The sequence below is a fragment of the Runella sp. MFBS21 genome, from assembly GCF_029433105.1.
GTDB lineage: Bacteria > Bacteroidota > Bacteroidia > Cytophagales > Spirosomataceae > Runella.
This window is the reverse complement of the sequence record NZ_JARNTW010000003.1, coordinates 314,011-337,557: the sequence shown is the minus strand read 5'-3', so window position 1 is coordinate 337,557 and position 23,547 is coordinate 314,011. Positions and strand designations below refer to the sequence as shown.

At 42.1% G+C, this 23,547-nt stretch carries 20 protein-coding genes; 13 read left to right on the top strand and 7 right to left on the bottom strand.

Annotation, left to right across the window (positions count from 1 at the left end):
• Positions 1–30 precede the first annotated feature (30 nt).
• Entirely contained in the window at positions 31–894 is an 864-nt protein-coding gene (locus P1X15_RS08835) for an alpha/beta fold hydrolase (protein ID WP_277337784.1), read from the bottom strand.
• Between the two features lie 43 nt (positions 895–937).
• The gene (locus P1X15_RS08830; protein ID WP_277337783.1) at positions 938–1,507 is read right to left on the bottom strand and encodes a DinB family protein; all 570 of its coding nucleotides are present in this window, start codon (positions 1,505–1,507) and stop codon (positions 938–940) included.
• A 360-nt stretch (positions 1,508–1,867) separates the two neighbouring features.
• On the opposite strand from P1X15_RS08830, the gene mltG reads away from it, so the two are divergent.
• The 8 genes from mltG to P1X15_RS08790 all read left to right on the top strand — a co-directional run bounded on the left by mltG (position 1,868) and on the right by P1X15_RS08790 (position 12,614).
• Entirely contained in the window at positions 1,868–2,905 is a 1,038-nt protein-coding gene (mltG, locus tag P1X15_RS08825) for an endolytic transglycosylase MltG (RefSeq protein WP_277337782.1), read from the top strand.
• 105 nt (positions 2,906–3,010) lie between these two features.
• Positions 3,011–3,421: a thioesterase family protein gene (locus P1X15_RS08820; RefSeq protein WP_028666770.1), complete on the top strand. Its 411-nt coding sequence runs from the start codon at positions 3,011–3,013 to the stop codon at positions 3,419–3,421.
• A 27-nt stretch (positions 3,422–3,448) separates the two neighbouring features.
• On the top strand, positions 3,449–4,381 hold the full coding sequence (locus P1X15_RS08815) for a YihY/virulence factor BrkB family protein (RefSeq protein ID WP_277337781.1): 933 nt from the start codon (positions 3,449–3,451) through the stop codon (positions 4,379–4,381).
• 395 nt (positions 4,382–4,776) lie between these two features.
• Positions 4,777–5,781: a glycosyltransferase gene (locus P1X15_RS08810; RefSeq protein WP_277337780.1), complete on the top strand. Its 1,005-nt coding sequence runs from the start codon at positions 4,777–4,779 to the stop codon at positions 5,779–5,781.
• A gap of 329 nt (positions 5,782–6,110) precedes the next feature.
• On the top strand, positions 6,111–6,728 hold the full coding sequence (locus tag P1X15_RS08805; RefSeq protein WP_277337779.1) for an L-threonylcarbamoyladenylate synthase: 618 nt from the start codon (positions 6,111–6,113) through the stop codon (positions 6,726–6,728).
• Positions 6,729–6,755: 27 nt separating this feature from the next.
• Positions 6,756–8,087 carry a DUF58 domain-containing protein gene (locus P1X15_RS08800; protein ID WP_277337778.1) on the top strand — a complete coding sequence of 444 codons (1,332 nt, stop codon included), beginning with the start codon at positions 6,756–6,758 and terminating at the stop codon, positions 8,085–8,087.
• 71 nt (positions 8,088–8,158) lie between these two features.
• Complete coding sequence (locus P1X15_RS08795) at positions 8,159–10,030, top strand: gamma-glutamyltransferase family protein (RefSeq protein ID WP_277337777.1); 1,872 nt, start codon at positions 8,159–8,161, stop codon at positions 10,028–10,030.
• A gap of 130 nt (positions 10,031–10,160) precedes the next feature.
• Positions 10,161–12,614 (top strand): TonB-dependent receptor, encoded by a 2,454-nt coding sequence (locus P1X15_RS08790; protein ID WP_277337776.1) that lies wholly within the window; start codon positions 10,161–10,163, stop codon positions 12,612–12,614.
• Here the strand turns inward: P1X15_RS08790 and P1X15_RS08785 are convergent.
• Together P1X15_RS08785 and P1X15_RS08780 are read right to left on the bottom strand one after the other, a co-directional pair.
• Complete coding sequence (locus P1X15_RS08785; protein ID WP_277337775.1) at positions 12,611–13,075, bottom strand: hypothetical protein; 465 nt, start codon at positions 13,073–13,075, stop codon at positions 12,611–12,613. The genes P1X15_RS08790 and P1X15_RS08785 overlap by 4 nt on opposite strands.
• Before the next feature lie 336 nt (positions 13,076–13,411).
• Positions 13,412–13,951 carry an RNA polymerase sigma factor gene (locus P1X15_RS08780; RefSeq protein ID WP_277337774.1) on the bottom strand — a complete coding sequence of 180 codons (540 nt, stop codon included), beginning with the start codon at positions 13,949–13,951 and terminating at the stop codon, positions 13,412–13,414.
• A gap of 118 nt (positions 13,952–14,069) precedes the next feature.
• Here P1X15_RS08780 and P1X15_RS08775 point away from each other — a divergent pair, with 118 nt between their 5' ends.
• The 3 genes from P1X15_RS08775 (at position 14,070) to P1X15_RS08765 (ending at position 17,049) form a co-directional block, all read left to right on the top strand.
• Positions 14,070–14,408 (top strand): DUF6249 domain-containing protein, encoded by a 339-nt coding sequence (locus P1X15_RS08775; protein ID WP_277337773.1) that lies wholly within the window; start codon positions 14,070–14,072, stop codon positions 14,406–14,408.
• Positions 14,409–14,644: 236 nt separating this feature from the next.
• A complete protein-coding gene (locus tag P1X15_RS08770) occupies positions 14,645–16,126 on the top strand; it encodes a class A beta-lactamase-related serine hydrolase (RefSeq protein ID WP_277337772.1) in 1,482 nt (493 codons plus the stop codon).
• 53 nt (positions 16,127–16,179) lie between these two features.
• The gene (locus P1X15_RS08765; protein ID WP_277337771.1) at positions 16,180–17,049 is read left to right on the top strand and encodes an aldose 1-epimerase family protein; all 870 of its coding nucleotides are present in this window, start codon (positions 16,180–16,182) and stop codon (positions 17,047–17,049) included.
• Between the two features lie 105 nt (positions 17,050–17,154).
• On the opposite strand, the gene P1X15_RS08760 is transcribed toward P1X15_RS08765, so the two are convergent.
• Positions 17,155–17,874 (bottom strand): hypothetical protein, encoded by a 720-nt coding sequence (locus tag P1X15_RS08760; protein ID WP_277337770.1) that lies wholly within the window; start codon positions 17,872–17,874, stop codon positions 17,155–17,157.
• A 170-nt stretch (positions 17,875–18,044) separates the two neighbouring features.
• Positions 18,045–18,740, bottom strand: a complete 696-nt coding sequence (locus P1X15_RS08755; protein ID WP_277337769.1) for an arylesterase — start codon at positions 18,738–18,740, stop codon at positions 18,045–18,047.
• A gap of 145 nt (positions 18,741–18,885) precedes the next feature.
• On the opposite strand from P1X15_RS08755, the gene P1X15_RS08750 reads away from it, so the two are divergent.
• Together P1X15_RS08750 and P1X15_RS08745 are read left to right on the top strand one after the other, a co-directional pair.
• Positions 18,886–19,569, top strand: a complete 684-nt coding sequence (locus tag P1X15_RS08750; RefSeq protein WP_277337768.1) for an ABC transporter ATP-binding protein — start codon at positions 18,886–18,888, stop codon at positions 19,567–19,569.
• A gap of 71 nt (positions 19,570–19,640) precedes the next feature.
• Entirely contained in the window at positions 19,641–22,181 is a 2,541-nt protein-coding gene (locus P1X15_RS08745) for an ABC transporter permease (RefSeq protein WP_277337767.1), read from the top strand.
• A gap of 35 nt (positions 22,182–22,216) precedes the next feature.
• On the opposite strand, the gene P1X15_RS08740 is transcribed toward P1X15_RS08745, so the two are convergent.
• Entirely contained in the window at positions 22,217–23,542 is a 1,326-nt protein-coding gene (locus tag P1X15_RS08740; RefSeq protein WP_277337766.1) for a vanadium-dependent haloperoxidase, read from the bottom strand.
• Positions 23,543–23,547 lie beyond the last annotated feature (5 nt).

Genomic DNA, 23,547 nt, shown 5'->3' with positions numbered 1-23,547 from the left:
TGGGGTTTGGTTTGTTGTACGGCATCAAATTTAAGGTTTCTTCCTTAAAAAGCTTAATGCTAAGTGATTGAAGTTTTTTGGTTTGTCCATGTTGGAGAGATGTCCTGCACCTTTGATAATACGTTTTTGAGAATAAGGTACTTGGGCTTCTAAAATTTTGGCAATACGGTGCATACTTTCCTCGTCTTTTTCGCCTACGAGGATGAGCAAAGGATTTTGGATTTTGGATAATAATTGCAAAGTACTGGGGCTGCCAAAGTCAGGATTGATGCGGGGATTGATAAAGTGATCGCCGTGATAATCGGCAATGATTTCACTCAGGTTGATGATAGCTCTATCATCGGCAGTGTAAAGGCGAGTAAGCGGAGATCGGAGCCATACCGCTTGCTCTTCGTCGTGCCAGCCGCGATGAGAGGCTAAATCCACAATCTGATTTAGAGTAGCATTGAAATCAGCAGTATAGTCAGCAAAACCGTCTAATGTAGTGTCTACAGAGATGATTTTTAGGACTCTGTCGGGGTATTTGGCTGCAAAATTCAAGGCGATATTACCTCCCATACCCTGACCTACCAAATGGGCTTTTTCTACTTTGAGATAATCAAGCAATGCTTTTAAATCTTCAGTAGGATCGTGAGGGTCGTGTGCGCGACCCGACTGCCCATAGCCGCGCACATCGTACCTTATAGCTTTAAATTTCTTGGAAAAAACCGACCATTGGGCATCCCAAACGCGAGTATCGAGGGCGATACTGTGAATAAAAACCAAAGCTTCTCCGCGCCCTGCTACTTCGTAGTATAGCTTAGTACCATTGACGGCTGCTATGGAAGACGAGTTTTGTGCACGAACTGTCCAGGTGAGAAGCAAACAAAAACTTAGCAACGTGGATAGACGCATGGAAATTCAGAGTTTGAGATGAATAGTGATGAATCAATAGCTTTTAATATCTATCATCATAATCATCGAAGTCGCCGGCACCCGAGCCATAGTAGCCGTCTTCATCTTGGTGTTTTTTCTTACCCAAACCTTTGTAGAAAAGGGCTTTTTTGAGAATTGATATTTGTCCTGTGTGGTATAAGTCGTGTTGTAAAATACCGTGAAGCATGGTATAATAATCGTACTGACGCCCCGGAACGATTTCTTCCAAAAACTCGTCATCTTCTCTTTTTTCGAGCTCGGCAATGAGTTCTTCTTGGCTAAGGCTAAGTTCCATTTGCAGGGCTTCCCATTCAAACTCGTCAAAGATGGGGAAAGTCTTCCAATCACGAGCTTTAGTAACTTCGTATTCGCCGTCACCTTGTAGACGTTTTACAACAAAAATGCGCCAAGTAGTCATATGGTACACCAACTCGGCAATGCAGTGGGTATTGGGCATGATTTTTTCGGCAGCCATTTCCCACGACACATCACTCAATACCTCTACCACAGAGGGGCCATGCCATGCTTCTTCGCTTTCGTAAATAAGGTTAAATTGGTCAATAATGCGTAATAACTCTTCTTTTGCGTCCATTTGTGAATATATTTCGTACACGTCTGCGTAGGCACTCAATGTACTTATGCCTTTGTATGTAACTATTGAATTTTAAAAATGATTAAACGAAAAGCAAAGTTACTCAAATCTTATTATTTCTGTGTTTAAAAGTACACTTTACCATAAGAATCCTGAGACGGTTGGCTATGCGATACTTGGGCACACTTAGCGAGGTTCTTAAAACAAAAAATTACGTTTTTGAACCCATTGATAATATCCTCATCACTTTTCCCATAAAAAATACCAATCGAACTACTACTTTTGCAACAATTTTGAACCCTCCAGAGAGAAGTAAACTCTTATGGAGTGTTCAGGTATCAACATCTAACTTCATGTTTCATGTCTCGTAATTTCAAAATAGGATTATTCGTAACGGTCTGTGTGGTAGCGACTACTTTTAGTTTTTATTTTTGGCAGGTGGCCAAGACGCCCAATTTTCAAGCAGAAAAAGAAAAAGATTTTGCGCTTTTGATACCAGTGGGAGGCACTTATGAAAGTCTTTTAGATACTCTCAAAAAAAATGATGTACTCAACAATGAGATGTCTTTTCGGTTTTTGGCTAAATTTTTGGATTTACCCGAAAGAGTAAAACCCGGGCGCTACCTTTTGACCCGCAAAATGGGCAACTGGGAGGCAATCCAAAAACTCAGAAATGGACGCCAAGATGCGGTGCGGCTGACTTTTAACAATATCCGCCTCAAATCCGATTTGATACAGCGCATCGGCAACAAATTTGCTTTTGGCCCCGATTCGCTGCAAGTCTTGCTCGACGACCCACAAGTATGCCAGAAATACGGCTTTGATACCGCTAATGTAGTGAGCATGTTTTTGCCCAATACCTACGAAATTTATTGGACTACCAATGCATCCAAGTTTTTGGGCAGAATGTACGACGAATACCAAAAATACTGGAATACCGAACGCACAGCCAAAGCGAAGGCTATCGGGCTAACACCCATCCAAGTTTCGATTTTGGCTTCGATTGTGGAAGAAGAGCAGGGACGTAAAAAAGACGAAAGACCTCGTGTGGCGGGTTTGTACATCAATCGACTCAATTCGTCGATGCCTCTTCAAGCAGATCCCACCATTAAGTTTGCCCTCAAAAATTTTGAGATTAAACGGGTTCTTAACGCGCAACTTTTGGTAAAATCTCCTTACAATACTTATACCAACGTGGGACTGCCGCCCGGACCTATTCGTGTGGCAGATTTGAATTCAATCGACGCCGTTTTGAATTACGAAAAACACGATTATACTTACATGTGTGCCAGTGCTGATTTTTCGGGCTATCATATGTTTGCCAGCAATTATGAAGACCACCTCAAAAACGCTCGCTTGTATCAAGAGGCACTGAATCGATTGAATATCAAAAAATAAGAAATACAGTGTTTGATAATGAAGGAATAAATGCAGAGAAATGCTAAACTTTGATTGTCAGTTGTGCACATTGATTTCGGGTTGTTTAAATATTTAACTAAAAATATGTTTGTTTACGAAGTAAAAGGAACCCGAGTAAGGTATGCCGATACCGACCAAATGGGATACGTATATTATGGAAACTATGGACGATTTTATGAAATAGGAAGGGTAGAGGCTTTGAGGAGTATCGGGTTTTCGTATCGTGATATGGAGCAGAGTGGCACCATGATGCCCGTATATGAAAACTATTCGCGTTATCTTCAGCCTGCACGCTATGATGATGAGCTTACGATTAAGGTTTTGATTCCTGAGTTGCCCGCAGCACGGGTGGTATTTCGATACGAAATTCGAAATCAAGACAATGTCTTATTGAATACTGGAGAAACTACACTTGTGTTTTTGAGCCGTGATACCAACCGTCCAACGCGAGCACCTAAAGGGCTTCTCGAACGACTTGCGCCGTATTTTTCTTGAAATACATGAATAAATCATCGGGAATGAATGCTTCAAAACTGGTCAACATCTAAATACCGCCAACTTCGTCGTAGCTATGCATGGTTACACCAAAAGCGATTTTTTTCGGAAACAGTCTCTTTGGCAGACATAGGTACTATTTTATTGGAAAAAATCTTGCTCTATGATATCGATCAAAGGGCCACTGCGGTAGCTTACAATTTTACATTGGCGGTATTCCCTGCGATTCTGTTTTTATTTACGTTGATTCCTTACTTCCCTATTCCCGACATGCAAGTTCAAATCATGAGCTTTATGCACGATGCCATGCCGGGGGCATTGTACGAGTTTGCAGCAGCTACGATTTACGATATTATCAGCCGTAAGCAAACTGGTATATTGTCTTTTGGTTTTATTTTTGCTCTTATTACAGCCACAAATGGCATGGGAGCCCTCATGACAGCCTTCAATATGGCAGATCGTACTTCCGAAAACCGAGGATTTTTCAAGACCAAAGGCATTTCGATCATGCTTACAGTACTGCTTTCGTCGGTTTTGTTTTTGGCAGTAATCGTGATTATAGGGGGAGGATTTGTGGTAGATTGGCTCCACGATACCGTACTATTAGGAGATGATTTTACCGTTTTTTTGGTAGATGTTTTGCGGTATGGAGTTATGTTTGCTGCCTTTACATTGGCCGTGGCAATTATATACCGTTTTGCGCCCAAAATCAACCACGGTTGGCGTTTTTTTAATTTGGGGGCATTGATTGCATCCCTCCTAATTATCATTGCGACCTACGGTTTTTCTTTCTATTTGTCAAACTTTAGTAGCTACAATAAGTTATATGGGTCTATCGGTACCATCATTGCGATGATGATTTGGTTTTATTTGGTAGCATTGCTACTTATTTTCGGTTTTGAGCTTAATTTAAGTATTTGGCGAGCCAAACACCAAAAAAAACGTAATAAAACAACTTAAAAAAAAATGCCGTATACAACTTGATACGGCATTTATGCACTACCCTAACCCATAAATAATGAAAAATATTTTTTACACCAGATTTTAAACGTTTACCAGAGAAAATCGTGCCAAATTAGCCAGTTGAGATAGGTAAGGCTTGATATTTGGTATGTTAAATTACAACTATTTGATTATTAGTGATTTGTTGAGTGTATTTCTCTGATTTTAAAAGTTTTAAAGCATATTTGGCACGATTTTGTGATGCTCAATAGGTTGCTCAGTTTTGACCGTTAACTAAAAAGACAGGGAGAGGTGCAAATCAATCGCTATTAATATTTTAGATTTACTTAATAAATGTTCCCAAAATCTGTATTAAAATATTATTACTGAGGCAATTTTGCCTAACGATTAGCATGAAACCGGAAGTTACCGTAATATGTACCTGTTATAATCACGAGAATTTTGTGAGAGAGAGTTTGTTGTCTGTGATTAACCAAACGTATGAGGCTATTCAGCTGATTGTCATTGACAATGCAAGTACAGATGATTCGAGGAGGGTGATACAGCAGGTAGTGGATAAGCACCCCCGCATTGTATTTATACGTAATACTTACAATATTGGCCTTTGTCGGGCTTTCAATCAAGGTTTGGAGCAAGCTTCTGGCAAATATGTCATTGATTTGGCTGCCGACGACATCATGCTCCCCGAACGTATTCAAAAACAAGTAGATGTTTTTGAGACACTTAATAAAGAATACGCGGTGGTGTTTTCCAACGCGGCTTATATCGACTCGACAGGCAAGAAGTTTGGGTATCATTATGCGCTTGGCGCACATGGTGGTGCTGAGGGACAAGTACCTACGGGCGATGTATACAAAGAGATTTTGCGCCGTTATTTTATTTGTACGCCTACCATCATGATGCGTAAGTCAGTATTGATGAAACTTGGCGGATATGATGAAAATCTTAGTTACGAAGATTTTGATTTTTTTGTTCGTTCAGCGCATGATTACAAATATCATTACATAGATGAAGTCTTGACTCACAAACGTGTCTTGAATGGGTCTTTGGCAACTCAATTTTATAGAGTCGGCAATCCGATGCTTAAGTCAAGCTGGGAAGTCTGCAACAAAGCTTATGATTTGAGCCGTTCGCAAGAGGAATATGATATTTTGGCAAATCGGATTCGTGAGTTTATCAAGAAATGTTTTGTAGCCGAAGACGCCGAGCAAGCGGCGGCTTTTCGCAAACTTCTTAATTATATAGAAGACCCCGGTTGGGAAACCGAGCTATTGGTGTGGCTTTGTCGTCTTCGCCTTCCTGTCAATTGGCTTTATCAGTATTATGCCAAATGGCGCAATCAACGCAATCTTCAACTTATGCAGCAGGGCGTTCCGTTTGTACAATTGGAGCGTTAGAAAAATATCAATAAGCTGCTGATTATCAACATAAATGCCAATTATTGCTGTTTAGGAGATACCAATTCAGGTAACTGTTAATGGTATTGATTATCAGAAATATCACATTTGTGCTCTTTTGATTTTACTTGATTACTTCGGGGCTGTGTAAAATTAGTTTTTATTATTTTTACTATCTAGTTGTTTGTTAATTATTTGATTCACAGATTCTTGTGTTTAATGCTTGACGTTTAACGAAAAATAGTTAACGAATAACGGCTTGTTAGTTTGTACGAATTGTTTGTACTTTCATTTTTAAATTACTGGATTTTAAATTTCTGAATAATCAAATGCCCGCAGAGTTTCTGAAAATACACCCTCAAACCCCCGAACCGCGTAAGATACAGCAAGTAATCAATATCCTACGCGACGGCGGTATTGTTATTTATCCTACGGATACGGTCTATGCGATGGGGTGCGATATTCACAATGCGCGAGCAGTTGAGCGCTTGGCCCGTATCAAAGGCATCAAACCCCAGAAAAATGACTTTTCGTTTATTTGTTTTGATTTGAGCCATATTGCAGATTACGCCAGAGTAAGCAACAACGCCTTCAAACTCATGAAAAGACTCTTACCAGGGCCTTTTACGTTTGTTTTGGAAGCAAGCAATCGCGTCCCCAAAGTATTGGCAAACCGCAAAACTGTAGGGATTCGTATTCCTGATCATCCCATTACTCGCCAAATCGTTTATGAACTTGATCATCCTATCATTACGACTTCTATCAAGGACGAAGATGATTTTATGGAATATCCTACCGACCCCGAAATCATTTTTGAGCGCTTTCAGCACCAAGTCGACATTGTAATCGATGGCGGTTTTGGGGGCTTGATACCTTCTACGGTTATAGACGCCACCAACGACGATTTTGAGGTGATTCGTGAAGGAGCAGGCGAATTTACGATTTAATACCAACATCCAACTTCATTTATTCAATTGAAATATATTAGACCTTTATACTTTTCCAATCTTTTTTGGGGTGTTTTGATGGGACTCAGTGCGGTATTTTTATTGGCACAAGCAGCACCTTTTTTGTTTGGAATCGCCAAACTTATGACGGCTATTTTTGCTTTCTTGGCGTTGTTGGATGTTTTATTACTTTTTCGTACCAAAGAAGGAGTTTTTGTGAAAAGAGATGTGTCAGACCGGCTATCGAATGGAGATAACAATCCCGTGTCGATTTATCTCGAAAACCGCTACCCTTTCAAAACCCGCTGGGAAATAGTAGACGAAATTCCTTTTCAATTTCAGAGGAGAGATGTACTTTTTGAGGCTGAACTTTCTTCCAACGAAACCCAGTTGCTACGTTATGAGCTGCGCCCCACCAAGCGCGGTGAATATAGTTTTGGGGCAGTCAATGCTTTTATCAAGACACCCTTGGGATTGGTGAAACGTCGGTATCAATCTTCCCAAAACAAAACTGTCGCAGTCTATCCTTCTTATCTTCAGATGCGGCAGTATGAATTGATGGCGATTTCGAACCGACTCACGGAGCTGGGTATCAAGCGAATTCGGCGTTTGGGTCATAGTATGGAGTTTGAACAGATACGTCCCTATGTAAAAGGAGATGATGTACGAACTGTAAACTGGAAAGCTACCGCCCGTCGAAATGAGCTCATGGTCAATGCCTTCCAAGATGAGCGCTCACAAGCGGTGTATTGTTTGATAGACAAAGGGCGGGTCATGAAGTCGCCTTTTGAAGAAATGACCTTACTCGACTACGCCATCAACGCTACGCTTGTGTTGAGCAATATCGCCCTAATCAAACAAGACAAAGCGGGCCTTATTACGTTTTCGGAAGTAATAGGGCAAATATTGCCCGCAGAGCGGAAGGCAGGGCAGATGCAGAAAATACTCGAAGTGCTTTATAAACAAAAGACCCGCTACTTGGAGAGCGATTATGAAACTTTATATGCGCATGTAAAAAAACACATCCGCCAGCGGAGTTTGTTGTTGCTTTTTACCAATTTCGAAACCCTCAGTGCTATGCGAAGACAGCTGCCTTTTTTGCGGCAGTTGGCCAAAACACATTTATTGATTGTGGTGTTTTTTGAAAATACTGAGACGTCTTCTTTACTCAAAAACCCTGCTGACAATACCGAAGATATTTACCTCAAAACCATAGCCGAAAGGTTTTACTACGAAAAACGGCGCATCGTCAAAGAACTCGAACTGTACGGGATTCAGGCCATTTTGACCGCTCCTAAAGACCTCAATGCCAATACCGTCAACAAATACCTTGAATTGAAAGCAAAAGGAATGGTGTGAGCGTGTTTGGGGCTTGTTATCCTTGAAAGGTCTGCGTAATTTTAGGATAAAAATCAACAAACCTAAACTTTATGAAACAATTTCGCCTTCTGCTGACTGGATTTGTCCTATTTTTCTCATTGGTTGAGGGAAGGGGGCAGGCTTTTAATAATCTACCTGTCACTACCCAAAAACCCCCCTTACATGGAAAACATTGGATGGCTATCACCGGTAAGCCTCTCGCTGCTACGGCGGGTGCGATGACCTTTACCAAAGGTGGCAATGCCATCGACGCGGCTTGTGCAATGCTCGCAGCGACCTGTACTATGTGGGATGTATTGAGCTGGGGTGGTGAAACACAGGCTCTTATCTATAATCCCAAAACCAAGAAAGTCATTGCTATCAATGCCCACGGAGTAGCACCTACGGGAGCTACGCCTGAGTTTTTTACCAACAAAGGCATGAAATACCCGCCGGAGTATGGCCCCTTGGCGGCTGTGACGCCCGGTACGCCAGGAGGATTGATGACCATGCTTGCTGAGTATGGCACGATGTCGCTTAAGGATGTATTGGCTCCAGCCATGCAAATGGCGGCGGGTTATCCTATCGAAGCACAAACGGCCAATTCTATCGAAAAAGGCAAAGACCTTATCAAACAATGGCCCTATTCTAAAAAAGTGTTTTTGCCACATCTTGGAGCCTCACGTGAAGCACCTGATGCGGGCGAGATTTTTGTCCAAAAAGATTTGTTGGCTACATTGACCAAATTGGTCAATGCCGAGCAGCAAGCGCTCGCCAAAGGCAAGTCACGCAAAGATGCGATTTATGCAGCCAATGACTTGTTTTATAAAGGCGAAATCGCCAAAGAATTTTCGAGAGGTTGTCGTGAGCAGGGTGGCTTGATTACGGAGGAAGATTTGGCCAACTGGAAAGTCAAAATCGAAGAACCTATGATGACTACTTATCGCGGCATTGAGGTTTATAAACTTCAGCAGTGGACCCAAGGGCCAGCTATGTTGCAAGCACTCAATATTCTCGAAAACTTTGACTTGAAAAGCATGGGTTACAATTCGACGCGCTATATTCATACCCTGTATCAAGCAATGAACTTGGCCTTTGCCGACCGTGATTTTTATTATGGTGACCCTGCTTTTGCACCCGAAGAACCTATGAAAGGATTGCTTTCGAAAGAATACGCCAAAGAACGCAGCAAACTCATCAAGTTTGACATGAACGATCCCAAAATAGGCCCGGGCGACCCTTATCCTTTTGAAGGAAAGGCGAACCCTTATCTTGATATGTTGAAAAATTGGGGAAGTGCCAGCTTAAACGCCCCCAAAAACAACGCTACTTTGGATGAGAAATTTCAGGAAAGTTTTACCGCAGGTACTACTTCTATCGAAGCCGCCGATGAAGAAGGCTGGGTGGTTTCGGTGACACCAAGTGGCGGGTGGGTGCCGGCTTGTATTGCAGGCAATACAGGTATCGGAATGAGCCAACGAATGCAGGCTTTTGTGCTTGACCCCAAAGAAAACCCCTATAATGTAGTGGCGCCTGGAAAGCGCCCTCGCGTCACACTTACGCCAAGCCTCGCCCTTAAAAATGGAAAACCTTACTTAGCATTTGCCAAGCAAGCAGGCGATGAACAAGACCAATTATTGTTACAGTTTTTTCTGAACATGGTTGAGTTTGACATGACTGTGCAAGAATCTTGTGAAGCACCAAGTTTCAAAACACAGCAAATGTATTCAAGTTTTGGAAAACACGAACGTATCAATGGCGGCCTTACGCTCAACGAAGCCATGCCTGCCTGGACTCGGAAAGAACTAGGACGAATGGGCTATAAAATCAATTATCAGGAGCGTACGAGTGGCCCTATCAATGCCATTTATTTTGATTGGACACACAATAGTTTCTGGGGAGGCTCTAGCAATCACGGTGAAGACTACGGGATTGGATGGTAATAATTTACACTTTAGGTTCTTTTTAACGCACTTCGGCTTTTAAATAAAGCGATTGGCGTAAGGGGAAATTTGTATGGTGGGAGTTAGTATTACATTTGTGACGTTACCATCATACAATTTCCTGCCAGCCATGCTCAAACGCTATACGCTACATTCTCTTTTTTGTGTGTTTTCGTGGTCATCTTTCTACTCGACTACCCTCTTCGCTCAAACCTTCAAAATCAATGGGACCGTCAAAGGCAGTTCTCAAAAACCCCTCGAAGGGGCCGTGGTGTCACTTGTTACGGCCAAAGACTCAGCTTTTGTGAAAGCTGCCGTCACCGAAACCGACGGGCAGTTTGAATTTATAGGTATAAAATCTAGTGTTTATCTGCTGATGGTAAATCACTTGGGTTATCAAAAAAGCCTGAGTACCCCTTTTGAAGTAGATAAGACAGACGTGAATTGGCCTACCATAGTGCTGCAAGAAGCCAACAAAAATCTGGCGGAGGTAACGGTAAAAGGAAAAAAGCCTTTTGTGGAAACCAAAATTGACCGTACCGTGGTCAATGTAGATGCTCTGATTAGCAATGCTGGAACAAATGCCTTGGAAGTACTCGAAAAATCGCCTGGAGTAGCAGTGGACCAAAACGGCGGCATCAGGCTCAAAGGCAAATCGGGCGTGGTAGTATTTGTGGATGATAAACCTACTTATTTGTCGGCCGATGATTTGGCCAATTATCTCAAATCGCTTCCGGCGGGCTCGGTCGAAACCATCGAAATCATGCCGAATCCTCCCGCTAAATATGATGCCGCAGGCAATGCGGGGGTAATTAATATCAGATTGAAAAAAAATGTGCTGCGAGGCTTTAATGGAGGTCTTAGCTTGAGCTATGGTCAGGGTGTGTATCGACGTACCAACAATAGCCTCAATTTTAATTATCGGGTCAATCAATTCAATTTCTTTTCTAGTCTTAGCGTCAATCAAAACAATAGTTATCAAGACCTTACCATTTGGCGGCGCTATTATGATGCGGCAGGGAAGTTTAATTCGGCCTTTACCCAAAATTCCTACATTCAGCGTAACAATGGCGGCAATTCTGTAAAAGCAGGCTTTGATTATTATGCTTCCAAAAAATCCACTTTTGGATTGGTACTCAATGGCTTTTATAATCCTTCTAGTAACACTGTCACAAACAAAGCCCAAGTTTTGGATGCTAAAAATGAAGTAACAAGTTTTGTAGAAGCACTCAGCCCCACCGACCGAATCTGGAAAAATGGTAGTATCAACCTCAATTTTGCCCATAAGTTTGATAGTACTGGCAAGGAACTATCGACCAATATCGACTATATTCACTACCAATCTACCAGCGACCAAACACTCACCAATACCATTTTGGATGCTAAAAATCAGTTTGTGAGTAGGTCGATTTTGGTTTCGTATTTGCCTACCACTATCGACATTGGTACGGCTAAGGTAGATTATGTACACCCTACTTCGGATGGAGGAAGGTTTGAAACAGGCGTAAAAACGAGTATTATTGGTACAGGAAATATCGCTGATTTTTTTGACATTCTGGACGGTAAACCATCGCCCAATTATGAGTTTACCAACAATTTTAATTACAACGAAAATATCAATGCCTCTTACGTCAATTATTCAAGAAATTGGAAACAATGGTCTTTGCAAGCTGGATTGCGATTTGAGAATACAATTATCAAAGGACATCAATTAGGAAATAAACAGACCAAAGACTCTACTTTTACCCGAAAATACAATAGTTTTTTCCCGACTTTGTACCTTCAATATCGCTTAGATAGTACCAATACACACCAAATGGGCTTCTCTTTCGGTCGGCGTATCGACCGTCCCAATTATCAGGATATGAATCCATTTTCTTATCCTCTGGATCGCTTTACGTATTATGGTGGGAACCCTTTTCTGCAACCTACTTTTTCTTACAATTTTGAGCTATCTCATACTTTCAAAAACAAGATTACGACTACTTTACAATACAGTATTGCCAAAAATGTAATTTCGGAAACCAATGAGCAACGAGGCACCATTTACTACAGCCGTCCCGGAAATTTTGGGCAGCGGATTTCTTACGGAATTTCAGTAAATGGAAGTTTTCAGTTGGCGAAATGGTGGACCCTCAACGTTTACACAGAATACATCAATAATGGCTTCAAAGCTACTTTGTATGGTCAGCGTCTTGACGACTCACGGTTTTATTGGGCAGTGATTCCTACCAATCAAATCCAAATCAATGGCTCGTGGTCGGCGGAGTTGGCAAGTTCTTATCAGAGTACTTTTTTGCTAGGTCAATTGCTCATTTATCCGATTGGGTCAGTAAGGGCAGGGGTAGCCAAAAAAATATTGAAAAATCAAGGTGCGCTTAAACTCAATGTGAGCGATATTTTTTATACCAACCAAATCAAAGGTGACATCCGCAATATCGCCAATGCCTCGGCCAATTGGTTTAGCTATCTTGATTCGCGAGTTGTGACACTGTCGTTTTCGTACCGCTTCAACAAAGGTAAAACCTTAAATTTGCGCCAAACCGGCGGCTCTGAAAACGAAAAAAGTAGGGTAAGAAGCTAGTTGATTTTGAGGGTTTTGTATTGTAAAAGATGAGCTATCGCAAACAAAATCCCTATCACTAGCAACCCGGCTGCGTAGGTAAAGGGAATAGAGGAAAGAAGAGTGAAGTGGGGTAGGGTGGGCGAGTATTGAGGTGCGATCGAATGAGACGGCTTCCACGTATAAATACTAGCTACCATAAACAAAACCAACACTGCCGCTACAGCATACCACGCTTTGGAGGGAATGATAGGGGCATATACTTTAGGTGCAATGGCCCTTTCCATGACTTTTTTGGTAAAATCATGCGACGGATGAGCGAGCGTATGGGCTTGCAGCAGGGCTTTGAGATTGCTTTCTATAAGCACAGATTGAGCTGCTTCAGCTTCAATTTTTTGCATCACTTTTTCCGTAAAACGCTCAGAAGGCGCCTCTAAACCAGCCGTTTTTAACCAATTTTTTAATGAGTCCTCTTCGTTCATAATAAAGCCGTTTAAACGTTTTACTTTCAACAATTACTAGGGCTTGGCCCAAATTATATCGTTTGGCTATTGCTTGCCCCAAACTATCATTTGGGGCAAAATGGTCTTGCGCCTCCGCCGTAAATCTCGACTACTAGCTTGCTCCAAACTATCATTTGGGGCAAAATGGTCTTGCGCCTCCGCCGTAAATCTCGACTACTAGCTTGCCCCAAACTATCATTTGGGGCAAAAATGGTCTTGCGTCTCCGACGCAAATATGAGCTTACCCCAAACTACCATTTGGTGGCAAAAACGGTACAGCGTCTCCGCCGCAAATCTCGACTACCTATAAAGTTTTTATAACAAAAATCGTAACCATTGTTCCAACTTTTTTCGGGCGCGAAACAATCGAATTTTTATATTTTCGGCGGTGAGGCCAGTGATTTCTTGAATTTCTTTGACCGAATTTTCTTCTAAATAATATAACGTCACTAGTAAGGCTTCTATTTTGGGTAATCGCTGAATGGCTTCCCGTACGTAACGTTGCTGCTCATTGGCTTCGAGCGACGACGACAGTGGGTCGGGTGCGTACGTATCGGCGATTTCTTCGGTGATAGGTGCCGTATCTATGGTATTTTCTTGTATCTGCGCCAAAGCAGTGCGGTATGCAATGGTATAAAGCCAAGTCGAAAACTTAGATTTTCCTTCAAAAGTATGAAGCTGACGATAGGCTTTTACAAAACTCTCTTGGGCTATGTCTTCGGCATCCGCTTCATTGTCGCTGATTTTGAGGGCAATCGTATACACCATGTGTTTATATCTATCCACCAAAAAAGCAAAGGCTGTCGTGTTGCCTTTCAATACTTTGTCGATATAAAATAAATCATGATGTTTCATTCTATCTCATAAGAGTGATGTTTTTGACTATTGGTTACAAAATATTTTTCAAGTTTTTTGTAACCAACTACTTCAATCTCCCCTCCAATGTGATGTAAACCAATCAATTTTTTCAATCATGGATGAGATATTGCGAGATTGTATTGTATCACTTACGGCGATAGGGGCGATATTCGGGATACTCTACGTGCTGTTGCTGACCCGTCACCGCGAGCGGATGTCGTTGATGGAACGAGGTCTATCTCCTGCCGAATTTAGCAATAAAAAAGGAATTCTTTCGGCTACGCTTCGTTATGGACTGCTTTTGATCGGCATTGGGGTGGGTATTTTGTTTGGCAATTTTGTCGAAATTGAATTTGGTGTTCCACGCCAAGGAGCATTCATTGCTATGATGTTTATATTTGGAGGAGTGGGCTTGATAATCAGCTTTTTGATTGAAAGAAAAATCAATAAGTAAATTTGCTATACTATAAGTCTCCTCAAATCCCACGCCTTTAGGCTAGGGTCTAAAAGTAATAAGAGCATTTTGAGGCTTTAGCCCTGAATTTTTATATCAAGATATTGTAAATCAAGCTTAAAGTCCCGAAAGATAAAGCCTCTCTATTTTTCCCAACCTAAAGTTGGAGGCTGCGTAGGGTTTAAGAAAATTACAAAGTTTAGTTTAAGTAAATCTAATTTTTAAATAACACAGCAATGAAAACTATCTTTTTGACGGCTTTTTTTGTAGCCGCCACCCTCTTTGGCTATGCCCAAACTTCCCTTTTTCAAACGATTCAGAAGCAAGACAGTTTGCTGTTTGGAATCACCTTCAACACTTGCGATTTGGCTCCACTTGAATATTTGGTAAGCGAAAATTTTGAATTTTATCACGACAAAGGTGGAATTACCAACGGTAAAAGAGAGTTTATTAATAGTTTTAAAAATGGTCTTTGTGCGCATCCTGAAAGGTACCAATCGCGTCGGGCGTTGGTTAAAGGAAGCATGGAAGTGTATCCACTCGAAAAAAATGGCGTGCTTTACGGCGCGATTCAAGTGGGGCGGCATCGGTTTTATGAAAACATAAAAGGACAGCCCGAGCGATTCGCGAGCATTGCCCGTTTTACGCATTTGTGGCTGCTCGAAGAAGGGCAGTGGCGGTTGGGACGGGGGCTTAGCTATGACCATCAGACGATTGATGCGGCTGATAATGAGCAAGTTGTTTTTGAAAGTGATGTCGCCGTAGAAAAATGGCTCGCAGATGCCCACATCCCTGCGCTAGGATTGGGCATCATCCGAGAGGGTCAATTAAAGGAAATCAAAGTGTATGGAAATTTGAAAAAAGAGGTGCCTGCTCCTTACAATGCACTTTTCAATGTAGCTTCGTTGACCAAACCCGTCGTAGCGATGCTTACTTTACGCTTGGTAAGTGCGGGTCAATGGAATTTGGACGAGCCGCTGTTTCATTATTGGATAGACCCAGATTTGAAAAACGACCCGCGCCACCAAAAACTAACCACCCGTCATGTATTGACGCACCAAACTGGTTTCCCGAATTGGCGTTGGAACAATCCTGACCAAAAACTGGCCTTTGGCAGCGACCCCGGTACCAAATACGGTTATTCGGGCGAAGGGTTTGAGTATTTACGCAAAGCCTTGGAGAAAAAGTTTAAAAAGCCCTTAGATGTACTTGCCAAGGAGACTTTGCTGATTCCCACGGGTATGAATGATACCCAATTTTACTGGAATAGCACCGTCGATGAAGCGCGTTTTGCGGTGGGTCACAATCTACAAGGAGAAACCTATAAAATCAATAAAAATACCTATGCCAATGCCGCCGATGATTTGCTGACGACGGTAGAGGATTATGGTAAATTTTTGGTGTCGGTCATGAATGCTAAAGGTTTGAGTAAAGAAATTTTCAACGAAATGGTGAGTCATCAAGTAAAAACCAAAGAACACAAGTACTTTGGTTTGGGGTGGGAAATTTATGACTTTGGTGATGGCCAATATGCCTTATCCCACGGCGGAGCCGACGAAGGCGTAAGAACCCAAGTGTTTTTGTTGCCTAAATCCAAAGAGGCGGTGATTATTTTTACCAACGTCGACGACGGGCATAAACTTTATGGGCCTTTGCTCAAAATGTATTTGGGAAAGTATGGTGAGCAAATTATAGATATTGAAACGAAGGGCAAGTAAGTACCAACAATTGTTTTTATCACTTAACTTTGCCTCAAAACAACGCCTCTCCCATGATTACGATTCAGAATGATTTTCTTTTGGTAAAGATTAATCCCAAAGGTGCTGAGCTTACTAGCTTATTTTTGAAAGCGGCCCAACTTGATTTTATGTGGGAAGGAAACCCAGCCTTTTGGGGAAAGCATTCGCCCGTACTTTTTCCAATCGTGGGAGGGCTCAAAAACAATACCTATTACTTCAATCAGCAGGCGTATCAGTTGCCGAGGCATGGTTTTGCACGGGACAAGGTCTTTACGGTAGAGCAGCAAGAAAATGATTCGGTTACTTTTATAGTTACCCATGATGAAAGTACGTTGGTGGTTTATCCTTTTGAGTTTGCTTTTCGGATTCGGTATGTTTTAAGAGACAATAGTTTGAGTGTGAGTTATTTGGTTGAAAATGCAGGACAAGATACGATGTGGTTTTCGGTAGGAGGACATCCCGCTTTCAAAGTCCCTTTGACCGAAGGTGCTAGTTATGAGGATTATTCGTTGTGTTTTGACGAAAGGGAAGATTTGGCAAGATGGCCTCTTACTTCGGAGGGGTTGATACAAACCGAGCCTGTGTTGTTGGCCTCACAAACGACCGATTTGTTTTTATCAAAAGCGTTGTTTTATGAAGATGCGCTTGTGTTTAAAAATTACCGTTCCCAAAGTGTATTGTTGTACTCCCCCAAATCTCCGCATTCACTTCGATTTGATTTTGCAGGCTTTCCTTATTTGGGGATTTGGGCTGCCAAAGACGCTGATTTTGTGTGTATTGAGCCGTGGTGTGGTATTGCAGATTCCGTAGCTCACACACAAGACATCACTCAAAAAGAAGGTATCATAGCACTATCTTCTGAGGAAAGTTTTGAAAGAACTTGGAAGGTTACTTTGGAGTAGGAGATTCTAATACCTATTGATGTTTGCGATAGGAGCTGTCTTTAGAAAGTCGGAGACTTTATGCCGTTTGCGTCCCGACATGATGTCGGGACGAGGGGTATATAGTTAAATATTTTTCCAGTCGTTTTCTTGCTTTGTAGCATTAACTATATCTTCTATCACAATGATTTCTCCCTTTTGGATATATTTATCTAATTGCTTTAAATCTGAATCGGAAGCAAGAAAAAGATTATATTGGTCGCCAAAATCATTTAGATTGAGCAAATTAGCATGTATTGGCTTTAATATTTTAATCAATTCATCAAATTGATGCTGTAGAAATCTGCCTTTGGGATCATAATCCCCATAACCGTTTGTAGCATCTAAAAATCTTTCTTCTAAAGTTTCATAATTTGTCCAAGATAGATTGGTATTATCAAGGTTTAGTAGAATATGATTTTTAAGGTCGTTTTCGTTATATTCTCCACTCCAATCAACAGGTACAATCTTTTTGAATTTTGTAGCAACCTCAATTAGTATTAAAAGCCCATCTAAAGAACCTACAGGCTCATTCTCAAAATCTTTAAAAAGACGGTAAAGCTTCGAAAGTTTTTTATATGCTTCTTCTTTTTCAGTGATTAATAAACTTATTACATCTGCGAATTCTTGATATTGCTCCTTCAAAATGATTTTAGCCATATTATCAATATCTTCCGTTAGAATAAATTGATTGTTTTTTGAGGATATATTAGGGGTCGTACTACTAAGAATATGCTTTTTCTTTTTAGGAGAGAAAAGTAGCCACAAAAAGAATACCATTAGTACTGTAATAAATAAATAGGTCATCTTACTAAAATGATTAAGTTGGATTTATACTCCTCAAACCATTGATGTTTGTAGCGGTAAGTAGTCTTTAGAAAGTCGGAGACTTTATGCCGTTTGCGTCCCGACATCATGTCGGGACGAGGGGTAGGTATTCCCTTTGTGTTGGCAAACTTATGACCAAACGTCACTTCTTAACCTGTATATTCTTCCAATAGCCCCTTCAATACTTGCCATACATTTTCGGCTACTATTTTGGCACCTTCGGCATTGGGGTGGATACCATCTTTTTGGTTGAGTTTGACTTCACCTCCTACATTTTCAAGCAAAAAAGGAATCAGTGCTACCTCGTTTCTTTGCGCTAATTCGGTATAAATGACTTTGAACTCATCGGCGTATTTTTTGCCCATGCTAGGAGGTACTTGCATTCCTGCCAAGATGATTTTGGCATCGGGATATTTGGCTTTTACTTTGTCAATCATCGCTTGGAGATTTTTACGGGTTTCGGTAGCTGGAATGCCACGTAAGCCGTCGTTGCCGCCAAGTTCTAAAATAAAGATGTCAACGGGGTTTTTGAGTACCCAATCTAAGCGGCTATTGCCTCCTGAGGTAGTCTCTCCACTTAATCCTGCATTGATGATTTTGTAAGGCAAATGGAGTGAATCCAAGCGGTTTTGTAGTTGTGAAGGATACGATTCGGTAGGTTCGAGGCCATAGCCTGCGGTGAGGCTATTGCCAAAAATCAATATATTTTTGGTTTTCTGGGATGAGGTCTCTGCCTTATTTTGGGATGGAGTGCTGTTATTTTCGGTATTTTTTTCTCCATTACCACAACCTAACATAATCATCACCAAAAAATAAAGCAAGGATATTGAAACTATTTTGGACATAATGTATTTTGTTTATCAGTAAGTTGATACCTTGTAAAGTAGGTAATTGACAATCATAAGAGTCGAAAATTGGTGACGAATCGCCTAATTCCCAAATTTAAGAGGTAACTCTTTCGCATTGACAAAATAAAACCAAAAAACGTTCATGGCAAATATACTCCAACTTCAGCAAGTCAGTAAGGTTTATCGCAGCGGAAATCGAGATTTGAAAGTGTTAGACGAGGTCAACTTTTCGGTAGAAACAGGTTCGATATTGTCGATTGTGGGACCTTCGGGAAGCGGTAAAACCACCTTGTTGGGCTTGTGTGCAGGTTTGGATAGAGCGAGTGCAGGGAGTGTAGAACTCAACGGAATCAGGCTCAACAACCTCAACGAAGACCAATTGGCCGATGTCCGTAATCGCTACGTAGGTTTTATTTTTCAAAACTTTCAGTTGTTGCCTACCCTTACGGCTCTCGAAAATGTAATGGTCCCGCTCGAATTGCGGGGTGAAAAAAACGTTAAAAGTCGAGCACTAGACTTGTTAGACAAAGTAGGTTTGGCTGATCGTGGGCATCATTATCCTACGCAGCTCAGTGGAGGCGAACAGCAGCGGGTATCGTTGGCGCGGGCTTTTTCTAACCAACCCCAAATTCTTTTTGCGGACGAACCCACCGGGAATCTTGACGCCGAAACGAGTGAGAAGGTAGAGAAACTACTTTTTGACTTAAACAAAGAAGCCGGAACGACCTTGGTGCTTGTAACTCACAATCTTGAGCTAGCCGCTAAGACTCAGCGCATTGTACGTATTAAAGGTGGGAAGGTCGCGTCTGATGTTGTTGTTTCTTAAAATAAAAGACTTGCTAAGTTTTTAAAACTTGGCAAGTCTGAATCAAATTTAAAGTCTGCACAAAACCTAACATGAATTCAAAAACAAACTTCAGTTGGCTACTCAAAATGGCTTGGCGCGATAGCCGCCGCAATTATTCTCGATTGTTGCTTTTTATTTCTTCTATCGTTTTGGGTATTGCGGCGTTGGTAGCGATTTATTCATTGGGTTATAATCTCCAAGAAAATATCGATGGGCAAGCCGCCGAACTCCTCGGTGCCGACCTTGAACTATCCGACAATACACCTCCTGCTCCCAAAATAGCGGCGTTGATTGATTCATTAGGCGGGCAGCAGTCAGAAGAACGGAGTTTTGCGTCGATGATTTATTTCCCTAAAAGTGCAGGTACACGACTGGCGCAAGTGAGGGCTTTGGAGGGCGATTTTCCTTATTATGGCCAACTCGAAACTACGCCTACAACGGCGGCCAAAAGCTTTAGAAATCAAAAAGCCGCCCTTGTTGATCAGACTTTGATGCTTCAGTACCAGGCTCAAGTGGGTGATTCTATCAAGGTAGGAGAGGTAACTTTTTTGATTGCGGGTATCCTTACCAAGGCCCCCGGCCAAACGGGCATTGCTGCTACTGTAGCGCCTTCGGTTTATATTCCGTTGTCATATCTTACTCAAACAGGTCTTGCCCAAAAAGGAAGCCGGATCGTGTATCGGTATTATTTTAAGTTTGCCCCTAAAACCAATATCGAACAACTTGTCAAAAAAATCGAGCCTACGCTCGAAGCCGAAAATTATAATTTCCGAACCGTAGAAAGCCAAAAACAAGATACGGGTCGTACATTCCGGGACTTGACGCGCTTTTTGAGTTTGGTAGGTTTTATTGCGTTGTTGTTGGGATGCGTGGGAGTGGCGAGTGCCATTCATATTTACATCCGCGAAAAAATCAGTTCGATAGCCATTTTGCGCTGTTTGGGAGTGAAGGCATCACAGGCTTTTTTGATTTACTTGATTCAAATTTCGGGAATAGGGCTTCTTGGTTCCCTACTTGGTGCCGGTTTGGGAGCGATTATTCAGCAATTTTTGCCTGCTGTTTTGCAAGACTTTTTGCCCTTTGAATTAGAGACCTCTCTTTCGTGGGTATCGATTGGACAAGGGATTTTGTTGGGCGTGATTATTTCCAATCTTTTTGCGCTTTTGTCGCTTATCTCCATTCGTACTATTTCTCCCCTGAATGTATTACGTGAATCTTTTGAAAACGTCACATTGAGCAAAGACCCGCTTAAATGGGTCATATATGCCCTCATTTTGCTTTTTGTGTTTGGGTTTACGTGGCTTCAAATGAAAAAATGGACCGATGCTTTGGCCTTTACTATAGGAGTAACCTTTGCTTTTTTGTTGTTGACCGCAATGGCAACATTGTTGATGTGGGCTGTTCGGCGATTTTTTCCCTCAGCTTGGGGGTATTTGGCAAGACAAGGTCTGGCAAATTTGTACCGTCCCAACAATCAAACCATTATTTTGGTGGTATCGATAGGACTAGGGACGATGTTTATTTGTACCCTTATTTTTATCCAAACGATTTTGCTCGACCGTATCAAACTCTCTACTGACGGCGACCAGCCCAATATGGTGCTTTTTGATATTCAAAGTCCTCAAAAAACAGCCGTTACAGCATTGTTGAAACAACAGCAACTGCCCGTTTTGCAGTCGGTTCCGATTGTGACGATGCGTTTGGAACAACTCAACGGACAAACTTCTATCGAAGCTTTAAAAGACACCACTACCCGCCGCTGGCGGGGCCTTTTTAGCCGCGAATACCGCGTTACCTTCCGCGATTCGCTCATTTCGAGTGAAAAAATAGTGAAGGGCAAATGGGTAGATGAAGTCAAGGATTTTAGTGCAGCAGTGCCGATTTCGATAGAAGATGGCTATGCCGAGCGTAACGCCATAGATATAGGCGATACCCTTACTTTCAACGTGCAAGGTACGATTTTGACCACCGTCGTAGCGAGCTATAGAGATATAGATTGGGGTGGTGTACAGACCAACTTTTTGGTGTTGTTTCCCAAAGGCGTATTAGAAGAAGCCCCTCAGTTTCACGTGCTATTGACCCACGTACCCAACAATGAGGTATCGGCGCGTTTTCAACAGACCGTGGTGCAGCAATTTCCCAATGTATCGATGGTTGATTTAGGATTGATTCTTACCGTGTTGGACGAAATATCTACCAAAATCAGCTTTGTGATTCGTTTTATGGCGGGTTTTAGTATCCTTACGGGGCTGATTGTGCTGATAGCATCGGTGCTTATTTCTAAATACCAACGGATTCGGGAAAGTATTCTTTTACGGACATTGGGAGCAAGCCGTCGGCAGATTTTAGTGATTACGGCTTTGGAATATTTTTTCTTGGGAACTTTGGCAGCCAGTACGGGGATTCTGTTGGCGGTAGCTGGTAGCTGGGCCTTGGCTTACTTTAGTTTTGAAACGCCTTTCACTCCTCAATTTTTGCCAATACTTATTGTGTTTTTGGTTGTAACATCCATTACGGTCATTATCGGAATCATTAATAGTTGGGGGATTTTGTCGCGCTCGCCATTGGAGGTGCTGCGCCAAGATGGGTAAGGAGGTTTTTATTTTTTATGATGTAATATTCCTCTTTATTTTCTTATCCTCAATCTCTTAAGTATATATTCTCCGATTTGTTGACCTTGTTTTTGTCCGTTTTCGATAGCGGGGCGATAGTGAATGCCACCATATAAGCGACTAATGGCCGCTTCTTCGGCAGCTTGGTTGAACGATTGAAATTGACGCTTTGGCAGCCCGTAAGGGACTTCGGTCGCATCCAAAAACGCAATATTATCGCCAAACCATGCTGTAAGTACTACCGCCACCGCCGACGAAATGACACTGTGGCCGCTCGTATATTCGGGAAAAGGCGGTGTTTGCAGCAAAGGCCGCCATTTTTCGTCGATGTAGGCGTTGATATAAGTCTCAGGGCGAATGACATTAGAACGGTATTTTTCGTCCCAACAACTGATAAAACCTTCGAACAAGGCTATCGAAGTAAGTGTATAGGCGGCGCTACTTTTGTGCATATCGGCCTGCTTTTGGGTAGCTACTTGTCCCGCAATTGACAACCAATGTCCGCCAGGAGAGAGCTTTTTTGTGCCAAAATTAAGGTGGCCTTGGGTATTGAGAAAGAAAGGATTACAATCCCAAAAGCTGGCAATGAGGGTTTGTTCGGGGGTTAAATTTATTCCCGTTTGCTGCACTTCTTTGGCCAATTTATAAAAATCACTGCTAGGTTGCGTATTGAAAGGTGGATTGGGTAGGGGTTTGAATTGAGCCGCTGAATCCAGAACTAGCGTTCGGATACGATTCCAATATGGTTCAATAGCCGCCATATAACCCGGAGGAGTAGGCAACCACGCCCCCACACGTTTGATAGGCGCATATCGACGCATGGCACGAGTGGCTTTGTAGTTGTCTTGCGAGCTCCAAGCCAGAATATGCTCAGCGACTTGGCGGCCATAAGCACGAGATGCTTCTACGAGGGTGCTATTGTAGCCTTTTTGCTGGAAACTCAGCCAGATTTTAGCGACTCTTTCATCAAACATTTGTTCTGAAAAAATCATACTACGTCCCGTCACTAAAAATGCTTCAAGCGCTGCTATGGCAGGATTGAGGGCTTTAGGTGGAGCCGGCACGGCAGAAAGCTGACGAAGTTGCCCAGCGAGTGATAGGTAGCTTGTTGAAGGAGTAGTAGCTATGAGGGCTTCGTAAGCTGCCACATGGGCGTACATATATACCCGTGAGGCTACTGGGGGACTAAGAATATCCGTCACAATTACATCTGTAAGGTGTAGATGTGCCTCATGAAAGGTAGCAGTTTCGAAAGCAGTATCTTGTGCCTTAATGTTGGAAAGGCGAAAGCACATTATCAAAAATATAAACAGGGCTTTGGGCCAAGGTATGGTAAGCATGGGAA